The sequence below is a fragment of the Mesorhizobium caraganae genome (assembly GCF_016836705.1).
Classification (GTDB): domain Bacteria; phylum Pseudomonadota; class Alphaproteobacteria; order Rhizobiales; family Rhizobiaceae; genus Mesorhizobium; species Mesorhizobium caraganae.
Window position 1 is genome coordinate 35,076 of sequence record NZ_JAFCGY010000036.1, and the last position, 15,784, is coordinate 50,859.

The 15,784-nt window shown below is 60.4% G+C and carries 14 protein-coding genes; 12 read left to right on the forward strand and 2 right to left on the reverse strand.

Annotated features, from left to right (window positions below; genetic code table 11):
* The first annotated feature begins 6 nt into the window (after positions 1-6).
* From JQK88_RS31240 to JQK88_RS31295, 12 genes are all read left to right on the forward strand, one after another.
* Positions 7-324, forward strand: coding sequence for a TrbC/VirB2 family type IV secretion system protein (locus JQK88_RS31240; protein ID WP_203280493.1), 318 nt, complete (start codon positions 7-9; stop codon positions 322-324).
* A 3-nt stretch (positions 325-327) separates the two neighbouring features.
* Positions 328-621: a VirB3 family type IV secretion system protein gene (locus tag JQK88_RS31245; RefSeq protein ID WP_203280494.1), complete on the forward strand. Its 294-nt coding sequence runs from the start codon at positions 328-330 to the stop codon at positions 619-621.
* Complete coding sequence (locus JQK88_RS31250) at positions 618-3,020, forward strand: VirB4 family type IV secretion/conjugal transfer ATPase (protein WP_203280495.1); 2,403 nt, start codon at positions 618-620, stop codon at positions 3,018-3,020. Before JQK88_RS31245 ends, JQK88_RS31250 begins: the two co-directional genes overlap by 4 nt.
* Positions 3,004-4,161: a transglycosylase SLT domain-containing protein gene (locus tag JQK88_RS31255; protein ID WP_203280496.1), complete on the forward strand. Its 1,158-nt coding sequence runs from the start codon at positions 3,004-3,006 to the stop codon at positions 4,159-4,161. Before JQK88_RS31250 ends, JQK88_RS31255 begins: the two co-directional genes overlap by 17 nt.
* A 36-nt stretch (positions 4,162-4,197) precedes the next feature.
* Positions 4,198-4,905, forward strand: coding sequence for a type IV secretion system protein (locus JQK88_RS31260; RefSeq protein ID WP_203280497.1), 708 nt, complete (start codon positions 4,198-4,200; stop codon positions 4,903-4,905).
* A gap of 182 nt (positions 4,906-5,087) precedes the next feature.
* The gene (locus JQK88_RS31265) at positions 5,088-6,131 is read left to right on the forward strand and encodes a TrbL/VirB6 family protein (RefSeq protein WP_203280498.1); all 1,044 of its coding nucleotides are present in this window, start codon (positions 5,088-5,090) and stop codon (positions 6,129-6,131) included.
* Positions 6,132-6,171: 40 nt separating this feature from the next.
* The gene (locus JQK88_RS31270) at positions 6,172-6,918 is read left to right on the forward strand and encodes a VirB8 family type IV secretion system protein (protein ID WP_210388424.1); all 747 of its coding nucleotides are present in this window, start codon (positions 6,172-6,174) and stop codon (positions 6,916-6,918) included.
* Complete coding sequence (locus JQK88_RS31275; protein WP_203280499.1) at positions 6,915-7,712, forward strand: TrbG/VirB9 family P-type conjugative transfer protein; 798 nt, start codon at positions 6,915-6,917, stop codon at positions 7,710-7,712. The genes JQK88_RS31270 and JQK88_RS31275 overlap by 4 nt, the downstream gene beginning before the upstream one ends.
* Positions 7,712-9,175, forward strand: a complete 1,464-nt coding sequence (gene virB10, locus JQK88_RS31280; RefSeq protein ID WP_203280500.1) for a type IV secretion system protein VirB10 — start codon at positions 7,712-7,714, stop codon at positions 9,173-9,175. The genes JQK88_RS31275 and virB10 overlap by 1 nt, the downstream gene beginning before the upstream one ends.
* On the forward strand, positions 9,172-10,197 hold the full coding sequence (gene virB11, locus JQK88_RS31285; protein WP_203280501.1) for a P-type DNA transfer ATPase VirB11: 1,026 nt from the start codon (positions 9,172-9,174) through the stop codon (positions 10,195-10,197). The genes virB10 and virB11 overlap by 4 nt, the downstream gene beginning before the upstream one ends.
* Before the next feature lie 48 nt (positions 10,198-10,245).
* Entirely contained in the window at positions 10,246-12,357 is a 2,112-nt protein-coding gene (locus tag JQK88_RS31290) for a type IV secretory system conjugative DNA transfer family protein (RefSeq protein ID WP_203280502.1), read from the forward strand.
* 50 nt (positions 12,358-12,407) lie between these two features.
* The gene (locus JQK88_RS31295; protein WP_312037363.1) at positions 12,408-12,710 is read left to right on the forward strand and encodes an FMN-binding negative transcriptional regulator; all 303 of its coding nucleotides are present in this window, start codon (positions 12,408-12,410) and stop codon (positions 12,708-12,710) included.
* 212 nt (positions 12,711-12,922) lie between these two features.
* Here JQK88_RS31295 and JQK88_RS31300 read toward each other — a convergent pair whose 3' ends face one another.
* Complete coding sequence (locus tag JQK88_RS31300) at positions 12,923-15,175, reverse strand: relaxase/mobilization nuclease domain-containing protein (protein WP_203280503.1); 2,253 nt, start codon at positions 15,173-15,175, stop codon at positions 12,923-12,925.
* Positions 15,172-15,579: a hypothetical protein gene (locus JQK88_RS31305; RefSeq protein WP_203280504.1), complete on the reverse strand. Its 408-nt coding sequence runs from the start codon at positions 15,577-15,579 to the stop codon at positions 15,172-15,174. The genes JQK88_RS31300 and JQK88_RS31305 overlap by 4 nt, the downstream gene beginning before the upstream one ends.
* Positions 15,580-15,784: the final 205 nt, after the last annotated feature.

Below are 15,784 nucleotides of genomic sequence, written 5' to 3' on the forward strand. Positions count from 1 at the left end.
GAGCCAATGGTGGAATACAGGAAAGCGGGCAAATTTGCCCTGAAACTGGCCTTGGCCTCGGCGGTCGGAATAGCTCTGGCGCCAGCAACCGCGTACGCCCAGTCGGCGGCGCCAGTCGAAAACGTACTGGAGTGGTTCGTCGGAGTTCTGCAGGGCAACATAGCGCGCTCATTCGCCATCATCGCGGTCTGTTTTCTCGGCTTCCTCGCCATGACGGGCCGGCTGGCGTGGATGATGGCTTTTTCCATCATCATTGGCATCGCTCTGATCTTCGGCGCTGCCCAGTTGGTGGATGCGGTGCGCGCGACCGCGGGAGGCAGTTGAGACATGGATGACGAGGAGGTCTATGTCGAGCCGGTCAACCTGCCCCTGACACGCCCCCCGATGAAATGGGGGGTGCGCTACGAGGTTTTCGCGCTGAACGGCATCCTGGCGGTGATCGGTTTTATCGCCACAAGCAGCTTCATGCTCGGTCTCGGCGTGTTCGGCGTGGTGCATCTGGTCAGCGCATATCTGTGCCAGCGCGACCCCTACATGTTTCATATTTTCGAGCGGCGCGTCTCCAAACGCGGAGCGGTGGCGAACCTTACTTTTTGGGGCGCGAGGAGCTATTCGCCATGAGCCTCGATGCCGACCTGAAATTTGGCCGTGAGCGCCGCCGCGAAAAACCCGCGGCGATGCACATCCCCTACCTTCGCCATGTCGATGACAATCTGATAGTGACGAAGAGCGGCTTTCTGGTCGGCGCCATCCAGCTCAGCGGCCTGCCGTTCCAGACGATGGACCAGGCCGAGTTGAACAGCCGAATGTTCAACCGCAACACCACGTTCCGCAATCTCTCGACCTCTCGCTTTGCGGTCTACACAACGATCATCCGCCGCCACGTGACGCCGGAGATCGAAGGCGACTTTGACAATCCTTTCGTGGCCGAGCTCGACGCCCGCTACATGGATGAGCTTGGGTCGAAAAACCTTTTCGTCAACGAGGCGTATCTGACGGTCATACGGCGCCCGATGGTCGGCCGGGTCGGCTGGGTGGACAAGGCGCTCAATGCATTCCGCATCAGTACCGCAGGCGAAGAAACCCGGGAAGAGGCGATTGCCGAACTGCATGACATCCTTGACGGGATGGTCAAGGATTTCACCGCTTATGGGGGGCGTCTTCTCGGTGTTGTGAAGCGCCGCGACAGCTTCTTTTCCGAGCCTGCGGAATTTTTGGCGAAGATCCTAGCCGGCGGCGTCGACGTGGAAATGCCTCTGCCGCGCATGTCCCTTGGCGATGTACTGGCGACCAGACAGCTGTTTTTCGGCAAGTCCGCACTGGAACTTCGCGGGCCGGACGAAGGCAAGCTCGGCGCCATGGTGTCGATCAAGGAATACCCACCGTTCACCGCTCCGGGATCATTGGACGGTCTCTTGCGCCTGCCCCATGAGTTTGTCCTGACGCAGAGTTTCGCGATCGAAGACCGTGTAACGGCGATGCGCAGGATCAACACCATCGCCAACCAGGTTGAGGGTTCCGACGAGGCGGGCACGACGGTCGAGGAGTCCGTCCACGACGGCGCTGACAAGCTGGCCGGCGGCGAAGTGGTCTTTGGTCAACATCACATGAGCGTCATGGCATTGGCATCCGACATAAATGGCCTCAACCGTGCGCTATCCGACATTTCGGCGGAGCTTTCGCGCATGTCGATCGTGCCGGTACGCGAGACACTGAACACGGAACTGGCCTTCTGGGCGCAGTTGCCGGGAAATTTCAGCTACATCGCGCGACGTGCGTTGATCTCGTCTCTAAATTTCGCCGGCCTTTTTTCAGGACACAATTTCCCGTCCGGCCAACGTGAGCGGCTGCATTGGAAACGCCCCATCGCCTTGCTCGAAACGACCAGCCAGACGGCCTACTACTTCAATTTCCACGTTCACGATGTCGGGCACTTCACGGTATTCGGCCCGACCGGCTCGGGCAAGACAGTGGTGCTGTCGTTCCTGATGGCGCAGGCCATGCGCATCATTCCGCGGCCGCGATGTGTTTATTTCGACTACATGCGCGGCGCTGAAATTTTCGTTCGGGCGCTAGGCGGTCGCTACGAGGTGATGGAGCCTTCTCAGCCGACCGGCTTCGCGCCATTGCAGCTTGATGACACGGCAGAAAACCGTTCTTTCCTTGAAGATTTGCTCATCTACATTCTGACGCCGGAAGGCGGCGCGCTGGACGTGGCGGAGATGCGCGTCATCAACGCCGCCGTCGACATGATCTACAAGATCCCGCGCGAACAGCGGACCTTCGACCTGCTGCCGGAAGTGCTGCGGGGCTCGCTCATGCCTGGCATGAATGATCTGGCCGCGCGGATACAGCCCTGGCTCGACCCGAAGGACAAGGGCTGGCTTTTCAACAATCCCGTCGATCTGGTCGATTTCTCGAAACCCGTTGTCGGGTTCGACATGACGAAGATCCTGGGCGATCGAAAGCTGCGCTCGGCGGCGCTGCTCTACATCTTCCATCGTCTTGAGGACGTCATCGACGGCTCGCCGATCATGCTCTTCCTCGATGAAGGTTGGAAGCTGCTGGACGACGAGGTTTTCGCCGCCTTCATCAATGAGACGCTGAAGACCATTCGTCGCCGCAACGGCGTGGTCGGCTTTGGCACGCAGACAGCCGAAGACGTCGTCAATTCTTCCATCTCGTCGTCACTGATCGAGCAAACGAAGACCAACATTTTCTTCCCCAACCCGAAGGCGAGCAAGGAGTCCTACATGGAGCGCTTCTCGCTGACGGCGAAGGAATTCGAGTTCGTGCGCCGAACCGCAAAGGAAACACGCACGTTCCTCGTCAAGCACGACAGCGACTCAATCGTCGCCAAGCTCGATTTGTCGGCGATGCCCGATCTCATCAAGGTCTTGTCCTCGAACGAAGCCAACAGCAAGGAATGCGCACGGCTCCGGGAGACCTTCGGCGATGAGCCGGAGATGTGGCTGCCATACTTCTGCGGATGGGAGAACGAGCATGACGAAGCGGCTTAGCAGCTTTTGTCTGGCCGTGGCTCTCGCGACGGCGGAAAGCATGAGCGTGGCTGTCGCTCAGATCGCGGTCATCGACGATTCGAACCTCGACAAGCGGCAAGAGGACGAGCAGCACAGCACGAAGTCGGATGAGGCCAAGAAGGACGAAACCGACAGGAAGAAAAGTGTCGTCTGCACCTACTCGAACAAATACCGCTCACAGATGTTTCGCCGATCCCCGGCCGAAGCGTTGCAGCGCGACGCGGGCAACGTGAAGACGATCCGCTATTATGCGCAAAAATACGGTGTGCCCGAAGGCCTGGCGCTGTCCGTTGCCTATCAGGAATCGCGCTTCGACACATGCGCCGGGAGCCACACCGGCGTCAAAGGCGTCATGCAGCTGACCAAGGGCACCGGTAAGTCCATGGGACTTGACCGCGACGTGAACGAGCAGAACGTCGAAGGCGGTGTCAAATATCTCGGAATGGGCGTGAAGCAATGCGGGGCGACGAATTATAGTTGTCTCGCCTCCTTCTACAACGGATCCAACGCAGGCGAGCAAAGAGAGTGGGCCGGCGGTGTCGGCCGTTGGAACAGCTACTTCAACGACTATGTGTCGAGCGGCAAGGCTCCGGCCGCCGCGCCGCCACCATTCTCGATCGTAACGGCCGACGGCGCAGGCGGCACGGCCCAGGACGCGGCCATGGGCACGGTCAGGAAGGCGGCCGGCGGCCTCGATGCAAGTTCATCGCAGATGGGCGCCAACGACGCGGCAATCGACGCGCTAGGGGGTACCGTTGGCCAGGTGACTGAATACAAGGACGCTTGGGAGCTGAACTCGTCGGCTCGGGGGGGCAACGCGGGTGTCACCAACCAGTACCTCGCCCAGGCGGGGGATTTTACGGCTTTGCTGGCCCAACTTCTATCGTTGCAGAATGTTCAGGCATCGCAGTCGTCCAAGCTGGTGCAACAGCCGAAGAGCGGCTCTCCAAACCCGTTCTCTTGTGATCCCGCGGAACTGGAGCGGTTGAAGATCGATCGCGGCCGGTGGCTACCATGCGCGGTTGAGAACGCGGGGGCAAACTCGGCCGACAGCCGCTCGATGATCATCACCAGTGATCCTGCCGGCGCTGCCAGCGTGATCAATTCTCTACAGCAATAGGAGGCTGACATGAAGAAATTCGCGATTGCTGCCGGCATGGCGCTTTGGACCAGCGCGGGCTTTGCACAGATTGCGGTCATCGATGGCGCCAATCTCGATGTCGCCCGCAAGAATGCGGAGAACACCAACTCCATCATGGATTCGAACAAGGATATTCTGAAAAAGAGCGAGGAGATCCTGCAGGCTCTCAGCGGCAGTCGTGACGGTTCGCTCGGGATCGGACAAATGGGCCTCGGCGGCAACATGTCGATTGCCCAGGCTCCGTCGTTCGGATCGATCCTGAACGGTGGCGCGCTTTCGTTTGGTGGCTTGTCGCCCGAAATCCAGAAAATCGCCGGCGCCGTCATCAATGGGCTGCAGCTGGTGAAGCAGCTCCAGCAGATTGCCGGCAAGGAGACGAGCGCCGTCAACACAGCCTATGGCGGCAGCGTCAACGTGGCCTCGCTGCTAAGCGCGCTGACTTCGCAGGCCTCGCAGGGCGTCACCCAGCGCCAACAGTCCCTGCAATCCGCGAGCGGGCAGATTGGGCAGTCGCAGGACGTCAAGGGATCGGTGGACCAGAACACACGAATGCAGCTGGAAAACGCGCGCGCGGTCAACGAATTGATCGGCGTCCAGAATGGTGCGGTCGCGGCCCTGAATGAGAAGCTGAAGGGAGATCTTCTTCGCCAGAGCCAGGTGCAGAAGATGATGACGCCGCGCAACGTCAATCCGTTCGCGGAATTTGGCAAGAGCGGAGGTTAGCGCTTGTCGAGGCGAGTGCTGCGCATATGCGCTGTTATTGGGCTCGGCGCAGTGCTTTTCGGATGCGCAAATCGCGAACGGAAAGCGCCGTGCGGGCCTTTGGCGTATGCCGAGGCCGATGAATGCGGCGCGCTGAAGCCTGTCAATTCAACGCCGTTCTCCAGCATCACTGACGAGGATCCATGAACGGTCTTGCCGAAAGCATTCTCGGTGGCATCGACAACATCGGTGAGGACTTCGTTCGCACCGTCTATATGCAGTTGGGCAATGCGATTGGCAACGTCTTCACCCTCATGCTCACCCTCTATATCGTGTGGTGGGGCTACTCGATCCTGAGCGGGCGAGAGTCGATTTCGCCACTCGAAGCGGCCTATCGCCTGGGCCGCGCCATCATCATCTATCTGCTGCTGACCGGATGGGGCACATTTTCCACAACGATCTATCAGCTCGTGCAAAGCATTCCAGATGAGGTCGGCAAGGTCATCGTCGGCGCCGTGTCGCGAGCCACCGGCAATCAACTCAGCGATCAGGCGGCAATTCCAGCGCTAATCGACAACCTCTACCAAGGGGCACAGGACGTAGCCAATCAGGTCTATAGCGGATCCTTCTATGACATTTTTGGCGCGCTCCTGTCGCTGCTCGTCCTGCTGTCGGCCATCATCTTCGCAGCGCTTGCTATTGCCGCAATCATCGCCGCCAAAGTGATGTTGTTCATCACGCTCGCGTTGGCGCCGATATGGATCATTCTTTGGCTTTACCGCTGGTCCTCGCGCATGAGCGAAGGGTTCCTTTCGCTCACGACCTTTCTGATGATTCAGCAAATCCTGATCTACGGCTTTCTCGGCTTCTACTTCTCGCTCGTCAACGCTGCGCTGAACACCGCCACATCGGGCGGAGCGACCATGGACAGCAAAATGTCGCTGGTGCTGCCGCTGGTGTTGGTGACGATCATCGGGATCTACGTTCTCATGCAGATACCGTCGATTGCTTCGATCCTGAATGGCGGCGGGTATCTCAGCACCGTAGGAGCTCGCTACTCATATGGGAGGTTCGGCAGGAATGCCGTGCGCTACTCCGGTGCACGATGGGCCGCCGGCCGCGCCGCTCGGGGCGCCCGGCAGCTCGCGGCAAACAGCTTCCGATCTTCGCGAGCAGCAAGGGCGGACGACGCAGCTCGGTCCGCCATCCAGCAAGGCGCGCGCGATAACGCCAGGCCTCTCGCCTAGATAAGAACACAACGATCATTGATCGCCACCTTGGATCGGGATGCGGCGCAAACGAGGCAGTAGTAAAGTGTCAAATCCATCGGAAACGACTGCTAACAGCAGCAGCGAAGTCGTCGACAGACGCTATTACAGGGCGGGCGCGACCTGGGAAGACGACACGCACAGGTCAATGCGGCGATCGCGTACATTGGCATGGATCGTCAGCGGCGTTTCCGGACTGGTGGCGGTGCTTTCGCTGCTTGCGCTCGTGCTGATCCTGCCGCTCCGGCAGTTCGAACCGTACGTTGTCGAGGTCGACAAATCGACGGGCTACCTCGAGATCATGCGCGCGCTGAAGCCTGGAGATTTGTCGCAGAACGAGGCCGTCACTGCGGCCAATCTGGTCCGCTACATTCGTGCCCGCGAAACCTACGATTCCCGTGAACTAAAACAGAATTACGACCTGGCGCAGCTCTACTCCACCGACGCGGCGTCCAAGGATTTGACATGGCTTTTCACGCCTGCAAATCCGCAATCGCTGGATAAGATCTATGGCCGCAATGCCACTATCTCGGTCGAGATCAAGTCGGTTTCCCTGCTCAATCGGAACACAGCCTCGGTGCGCTTTGCCACGACGACGCGTCGGGACAATTCGTCCACGGCCGACAATTGGGTCGCGGTGATAAAATTCCGCTACACCTCAACGCCACTCAAGAACGAATGGCGTTTCGACAACCCGTTGGGATTTCAGGTTACGGATTACCGCCGCGACCAGGAATCGGCGCCGGCCGCAGGGAGCCTGCAATGAGACGGCGCGTCAGCTTCGCCCTGTCAGCCGCCCTTCTGCTTGGCACGATCCACGGCGCGGCCGCACGCGACAGCCGCATCCGATATGTCACCTTCAACAATGACGACGTGACGTCGGTGCGTGCAGCTCTTGGCATTTCCACGATGGTCGAGCTCAGCCCGACCGAAGTCATCGAAACCGTGTCGGCTGGCGACACGAAAGGCTGGTCGATCATCCCCAAACGCGGATCGCGATTCCTGTTCGTCAAGCCGCTGGAGCGCGATGCTTGGACCAACGTCAACGTCGTTACCAACCGGCGCGTCTATTCCCTGCTGCTGCAGGCGACTGACAATGACCGGGACCGGGCATCCTTCCAGGTTCGGTTCAAATACCCGGACGAGGATATCAACGCGCGGCTGCTCTCACAGGCCAAGGAGAGCGCGGCCGATCCGGATTTGAAGAACCTGAACTATGCCGATCTCAACTACGACTATGCCTATAAGGGCGACGACAGCTTGAAGCCGCGCACAGTGTTCGACGACGGCACGAAGGTGTTTTTGGAGTTCAAGGGTGACATTCCGGCGATTTTCGTTGTCGACGACAAGCGCCATGAGTCGTTGGTCAACGTTCGCACTCAGGGCAAATATACGGTCATCGACAAAGTCGCGCGGCAATTCACCTTGCGGGCCGATGGCAAGACGCTCTGCCTCTACAACCGGGCCCGACCCAACGCTATCGATCCAGTCGAGCAGGTCTACGGTCCAGCGCAACTGACAGGTGGTTCCACCCTGTTCGGATCCAGTGGAGGGCGGTGATGACCCAGATCGATTATAACCAACTAGACGGCAGCCCGTCTGTCGCGCGCCGCGGAGCGGGCGTAGGTACCAGGATCGCCCTGGTCGGCCTCGGCGTGGTGCTCGTAGGCGCGCTGATATGGCTGAACTGGCCTCGGGAGCCGATATCGCGCGATCTTCGTAGCGATGGCGAGGAAAACTTCAACCCGCCCGAATTCCGCCCGCCAGCGTTGAACGAGCCGCCTCAACCTGCCGACGGCACGATCGACCAGATCGTGGTGCCGCCACCGGCAGACGACCAGAAGGGCACGCAACAAGCCGATAACGTCGATCAGACCGTCCAGGAGGGCGCGGATCTCGATGCGCAGCGGCGGGCGCTGGAGGCACAAATGGCAGCCGAGGAAGCTCGCCGCAAGGCCGAGGCGGAAGAAGCCCGCCGCAAGGCCGCGGCTGAGTACGAGGCTCGCCGCAAGGCTGAGGCCGCCGAGCATGAAAAGGCGATGTGGGAACGCCTGCGGTCGAACCAGATGGTGACGAATGATGAAACCGGATCGACGAATGCCGGCGCCCAGGCGGCACAGGTCGAAATCGCGCCCGACGGTCAGATCATCCCGGTCCCCGGCGCCGACAGCGATCCCAACAAGGCATTCCTGGCGCAGTCTGAGGCAAGCTCTTCCGGGATCGTCAAAGCCAGGGTCTTCCGACGCACCGATGCGCTGATCCCTGAAGGAACGATCCTTCGCGGCTATTTGGAAACCGCGATCAACACCGACCTTCCCGGTGCCGTACGCGCTGTCGTGCGTGAGGATGTCTTCTCGCTCGACGGCAGGCGGATCCTCATTCCGAAGGGCTCGCGCCTGACCGGGGAATACCGCTCGGGGCTTGCGCGCGGTCAGAAGCGTGTTTTCATCGTCTGGAACAGGGTCATCCGCTCGGACGGCATTTCCGTCGATATCAAGTCACCCGGTGCAGACGCGCTCGGCCGCGGTGGCATGGGCGGCCGTGTCGATACGCACTGGGTTGAACGGTACGGCAACGCCATCATGCTTTCCGTCGTTGGCGGCGTCTCTGAATATCTGTCCTCGCTTGGCGACAGCAGCCAGGATGGACAACAGCGCCAGGTGTCGACGATCGATCCCGTAACCGGTGAGACCACGACCGTAACTTATGGTGGCAATGGCTCGCAGCGCGACGCCCGCAGCATCGCGTTCGATAAGTCATCGACCGCTCTGCAGCAACTCGCGCAAGAGGCGTTTCGCGACACGCAGAACATTGGCCCGACAGTCTACGTCGACCAGGGCACATCGGTTGTCGTGCTGGTGCGGCGAGATCTCGATTTCTCGGATTTGTACGCCGATCCCGTTCAGGAAGAAGTTGCACGAATGAAGGCAGGTGGGCGGCCGAAGACCCCGATCGATCCGACGCCTCTATACGCGACGCCAAAGGATCATTTTTATCCCGGCTATGGGAGCCCGGTGAAATGAACGCCGTGCATCCCCTCCCCGACCCTTGGGCAAGAGCCCCGGTCCTGCGCGCTCATCTTGAGCCAATATGGTCCTATTTGAACGAGGACTCGGTTTCCGAGATTGCGATCAACAGACCAGGTGAATTGTTCATCGAACGCCTCGGCGCTAAGGAAATGGAGCACGTCGTCAAGCGCGAGGTCACGCCCGGCTGGATCCGCAACATCTCGACGGGCGTCGCCTCGGCGACAAATCAGGTCATCAACGAAGAAAAACCGGTCCTGTCGGCCGCGCTACCCTCGGGTGAGCGCATCCAATGCATCTTGCCGCCCGCGGCTCCCGAAGGCGGGGCGATCTCAATCCGCAAACAGGTCATCATGGATATGAGCCTTGCTGCCTACAAGGATCTTGGCGCATTCGAGGACACGGCGATGGGTGCCTGCCTGGCGCTTTCAACCGAAGAAAAGCGACTTGTCGAGATGTTGCAGGACACGTCGCCGATGGAGTTCCTGCAGTATGCGGTGCGCAACCGCGTCTCGATCGTCGTTTCAGGCGGCACGTCGACCGGCAAGACGACGTTCTTGAATGCACTCCTGAAGGAGATCCCGGCTCATGAACGGATCATCACGATCGAAGACACCCGCGAACTGAGGCTGCCGGCTCCCAACAACGTCACGCTGATAGCCTCGAAGGGCGACCAGGGCCTTGCCAAAGTCTCCGCGCAACAGCTTCTCGAAGCCTCGCTTCGCATGCGACCCGACCGTCTGTTGTTGGGCGAGTTACGCGGCGCTGAAACGTTCGCGTTTCTGCAGGCGATCAACACCGGCCATCCTGGTTCGCTCACGACCGTTCATGCCAATTCCGCCCGGTCCGCCTACGAGCGGCTGGCGCTCATGGTCATGCAGGGCAGTACGGGGCTCTCACGGAGTGAAATCCTCGACTACCTGCGCGAGGTCATTCCGGTGGTCGTCCAGATGGTCCGCACTGAAGGCGGACGACGCGGCATCAGCGAGATCAAGTTCACCAAGGCGGAGACAATCTAACGGGGGCCACCCATGCAGAAAGTCGCAACAGCAATTTTCATGGTGCTCATGGCGCTGGCCATGGGCGTCCTACTCTTCACGGTCGCCTATGCCGCGACAGATTGGTACCGGACTGGCTCCCATGTCCTGTTCGACCAGCTGAACGCCAATCCCTTGCCGGTCGTCCGTCAGGCCTGGGCGGACACGATGGCGAGGAATTTTAGCAGGATACAATACGCCGTTGCCGCCGGAGCATTAGGGTTTCTCTTGCCACTGGTCAGCTTGTTTCTCATGCGTCCGAGAAAGCGCAATGACTCTCGCTTTATGACCATGAGCGACGTATCGAAAACCGGCCTGACGAAAGTGGGCGGCGTCTTCGTCGGTCGAGCCGGCGGCAGGCTTGCCGAAATTCTGTCGCCCGGCCGCGACCAGCGCTCAGGCAAGATCCGCTTGACGCAGCGCAAGCTGATCGGTGGCAAGAAATTGTGGATTGATGGCGATGATGTCGGCGGCTTCGTCATAGGGCCACCGCGCTCCGGTAAGGGCACGTCTCTCATCATCCCGAACGCCTTGACCTGGCCGCATTCGCTCGTGGTTCTCGACCTGCGGGGCGAGACCTATGCGGCGACCGCTGGTTACCGTTCGACCATCAGCCGCGTGGTGCGTTTCGCGCCGGCTGATCCGGACGGCAATACCGCATGCTACAATCCGATGGACTTCATCTCGCTGGACTCAGCCCAGCGCGACATCGACCTTCGCAACATCGCTGCGGCACTGTTTCCGCGCCCCCCTTCGAACGCGGATCCCTACTGGGTCAACGATGCCCGCCTCCTCTTTACCGGCATAGCGTCCTTCGTCATGGAATCGCCTGCGATCCCGAACGAGAAGAAGACCTTCTCCACAATCCTCGAGATCATGAATGGTGCCGAGCAGCCGCTCCTGGAGTTCATCGGCTCTCTGCGCGAGGAACGCCGCCGCGAATGTTCGCATTTCACGCTGCAAACCCTGCTGCCATATTTCGAGATGTCCGAGCGGCAGTTTTCCGGAATCTACGCCGGCGTCCGGACCGGCATGGCCCCATTTCTCAACGAGCGCCTGATGCGAGCTACCTCGCGCAGCACGTTCGATATTCGCAATCTCAAGCGCGACCGGATCTCTCTTTATCTCGACGTACGGCGCGAGCAGATCACCTCCCTCGGACCGTTGTTCAACGTCCTGATTACGCAGATGATGAACTTCATGTCGGAAACTATGCCGCGTCCGGAAGAACATCCGGTGCTAGTTCTGCTGGACGAGTTCCAGAACCTCGGCAAGCTCGAGAACGTGACCGAAATGGCGAGCGTGCTTGGCGGTAACGGCGTTTCCATGTGGTTTTTCGTACAGTCGCTGAAGGCTGTTGACGAGATTTATCGCCAGGAAGGGCGCAAGACGCTCATCAACGCCGCTCGCGTGCAGATCTTTTTCGGTGCGCAGGACGCTGACGATCTGCGCTACGTTTCCGAGCAGCTCGGCGAAACGTCGGACGTGCAAAAGGACGTGACGCGCACCAAGGCAACGTTGTTCGACACTTATTACACGCGCTCCGAGCACCGCAAGGAAGTGCGGCGGCCCCTGATGCGGCCGGACGAAATCCGTACGCTCGACAAGAACAAGGTCATCATATTGCCGCGCGGCGAACTGCCGATCCTCGGCTCCCGCAATTTCTATTTCGCCGACGGCCAGCTCGCCAAACGCGCGTTCATGCCTCTGCCCGCCGCCGTCGAGGTTTCGCGCACAAAAAGCCCTGCATTGGACGCTTCCGCGGCGGTTCCATCTCCTGCGCTCCCGACGATTGTGCCGAAAGCACCCACGTACCGCTCAGGCCTTATGCAGACCCGGCTGCGGCGCGGCGCGACATTTGCCGCAAAGGCAGGCCGTATAGCTCTGCCTCCGGGCCGGCGCGCAATCGTGAAAGACCGGCTGAAAGCAACAGACGCTGCAGCCGTACCGGCTTATGCCGCCATAGATTTTACCGCTTTGGCGGCCAAAGCGGTGACAACACGCATAGCGCCCGACAAAGAAGCGGCGGTTGCGGCGATCCTGAACAAGGTGCGGTCTCTGCGCGCAAACGCATCCGACATCGAGACTTTCGATCGAAATCTCTGCATCGTCGAAGATGTTTTGCCTGATCTAGTCGATTAGCCGAGCAATCTACGGCGATCGCCGACAACGCGCCTCCCGCCCATGGTCACATCACTGTCCAGGACGACGAGCGCTATGTGCGCTGCAACGTCGCGAAGCTCACCTCCATGCACGAGGCCAACCAGCCGGCCCCGTGGAAGATGGGCGAAGCGCCGAAGGATTTCATTGAAACGATGACCAAAGCGATCGTGGCCTTGGAGATCGAGATCACCAAGGCCACGGTTGGAAAATTCAAACTCAGCCAGAACAAAGAGCTGCCCGACATCCAGAACGCCGGAGAGACGCTAACTGCTCAAGGCGCTATCGACGTGGGACAGGCGATGCTCGCGGCGGCAGCGGCCAAATCCCAATAGCAACTATCTTGTCCCTACAAAGCATAGGTGCTGGATTCCCCAACGGGTGACCGTGAGAGACGAAGCTTCGGCTGGTTGGAAATGGGACCAGCATCTGACTACCCGACTTGAGATGCGTGGTTCTTGATCCTGAACCTCCGACGCACGAACGAGCCTCGGTGACATTTCCCTGCACTCTCCCGCGCCTTAATGGGCCGGCAAGCGATCTTTGATCAGCGCTCGTAATCGTTATCATTCGAGCGCTGAGTCTTGCGGTCCTGCTCTTCAGCCTGCTGAGTCTTCTGCTTGTTCGCGTCCTTCTGCTTGTTCGCGTCCTTCTGCTTGGCTCTCATCTCCTGCTCGGTGCCGGTGCGCGGCTGCTCCGGCTGGCGGGGATCGTCCCGAGTTGGAAGGTCTCGCCCTCGCGCCTCGCGCTCGGGGATCGGCTCGCCACTGCCACCACCACGACGCTGTTGCTGCCGCTCGAACTGCAGCCGCGCGAGACGGTCGTGCATCTTGTCATTGACCTCTTCGCGATACTGTTCGAACTGTCCTTGATGCGCCGGCGGCAGCGTCTCGCGCATGTTGTCGAGAGCCTGATTGACGCGGGCCATCTGACGCCGCATTTCCAAGGGGGTTTGCGCCATGTTCAAATCTCCTATCAGTGCATTCAATTCTCTCATACCGGGATGGGACAGGAAAGACTTCTGCCCCAATTGATCAGCTCCGCGATCCGCGGCAGGACCTGACTCCCCCTCCCCTGTCCGATCGCGACGGAACCGCAGAAAATTGTTGCCGATCGACTCCGCTGCCGTGAGAGCCTGACCGACTAAGCCCGCGGTCCGCATCGTCGTCACAGTCTTTTGCCATGCGGCAGCGATTGCATCGCCGTTCACGACAAGGGATTGTCCATCCAAACGGCGTTGCCGCTTGGCCTCCACTCGCTCGATCGTCCTGGCGCTAACCTGGTAGCGCGGATCGCTCTGGGCGCGGCTGTAGGCTCCGGCGTGCTCCTTCGTGAAGGGCCGCGTCATCGCATGATCCATGCGCCGCGTCGCCACCATCGCAATGCCGTTCTCGCGGGCCTTTTCCGCAAAGGTCTCGCGCCAGGCGACCAGATCTGGCTTGTAGAATTTCAGGCGTTCGCCGTCGGCTGACCGTGCCTGCACCATCGCGTGGATATGGACGTGCTTGGTGTCCTTGTGATGCGCCAGGACGAACTTATATCCTGGCGCGCGCTCCTCGAGCACGGCGCGCGCCGCGGCCATGACGGCGTTGGCATCGGTGCCGGCCTTTGCCGAGAAAAGCAGGTGATAGGCATTGCGGCGCTCACGCCCCGAAAACTGCGGGCGCCATTGTTCGTAGACCGAAGCCGCCGCCTTAGTCGAATTCTTCACCCCAGGCACAGGCTCGCCATTTGCGAAACGGACTTGGCTGTGGGTGCGGATGAACTTCTGCAGGAAATATTTCGCTTTGGGTTCACGGCTGACGGCCGCCATCACCTCTGCCTTGGCTACCACCCCCGCCGCTCCCATAGCCTCAGACAAACGCGCCTCGATCTTGTCGAGCGCCTTGCTGCGCGAATTCTCCCGACCGCCGGCCAGGACTCTCGCAAGCGGCCCCGCTCGCTCATCGGTGTGTGCGTAAACCTCCACCGTCTGTCCGTCCTGCGCATAGATGAACGGTTTTGCGAAGGCCTTGTTCAACGCCTCGCTCAAGGCGGCATCGGTGACCTCGCCGGCGAGATCGAAACGAACCTCGATAAAATTGGTATTTTCCAGGGGTGGTTCGAACGTCTCGCAAAACGTTTCCAGGAACGCCTTTCGTGCGCCGCCTGTCGCAAGGACCTGTCCATCCTCGTCAAAAATCTCGATGTCGTGCTTCTCGCCTTTTTCGTCCTCGCGCTTTCCGATGTAATTGAGCAGCCGAGCGGCGGCTTCCTTGGTTGATGGCGGATTGGGCATGACCTTGAACACAGCAGGCTGCGCACCCGCCGCATAGCCTGCCCGTGCCGCGACGGCCCGCGCCTGATAGGCGACCCGCGCCGCTCGCCCTGTACCGCTGGGGCGACTCGCGCCACGGCCGCCGCCGCCGCGCCGCTTCCAGTCTTCCTCCTCCTCTTCCGGCCGGAAACCCGCGAGCGTGGCGCCATAGACCATGATCGGCGCGCTAGCAGCCTTGGGCGAGCTCGCAGCCGCGGCGGACTTCGGTGACCTGCTGGAAACGGGGCTCCCCGCCACGCCCGTTACTCCCGGCGACGAACGAGGAGCGTTGCTGCCGGAACCTACAGTCGAGCCGGCTTGTCCTTGCCCGAGGCGTCCGCCGCCACCGGTCCGTTCATAACTCTTCATCGCCTGAAATTCACCGGCCTCGCGTCGGGCGCTCGTCGCGGACTTGTCGTCGTCCAGCTCCTCGCGCTTCACGCCGGACCCGCCTCGAAGATAGCGTTCGATTTCGGCCGCGTAGCCAGCAAGACGACCGCTCAAGGCCTGGCCTCCCTCGCCTTGCGGGACCCGCCAGTCATCGCCTTCAGTTCGTCGCGGAACTGCCGCACCAGGTCGCCCACGGCGATCAACGCCTGTTCAAGATCCTCATCATGGGCAACTCGGCCGTCGTTCATGGCGCGCACCGCCTGATTGAAATTGACGCCGACGCGCCGCAGCTGATCGGTCATGTCCACGATCGCCGGCCGCAACGCCTCTGACGCGATAGGCAGATACCCCGCCTCTGCCCGCACAAGACGCCTGACGACCTCGCTGACGGTGACGCCATCCCGCTCCGCAATGGCTTTGAGGCTGGCCAACTCGTTAGCCGAAAACCGGATGTGCGTCACCTCGCCGTAGCGTCGTGACGCGCTCTTCACCGCTGTTTTCTGGGCGTCTTCATCCATCTCTCAAGCCCGCTTGCGGGCGCTAAGGCCCGCTAGGGCCGCGCCGCCTATTTTGTGTGTATCACAAAATAGGCTATCCTGCCAGAAGAGAGACAAGCTGCCAGAAGAGAGACAAGCTGCCAGAAGAGAGACAAGCTGCCAGAAGAGAGACAAGCTGCCAGAAGAGAGACAAGCTGCCAGAAGAGAGACAAGCTGCCAGAAGAGA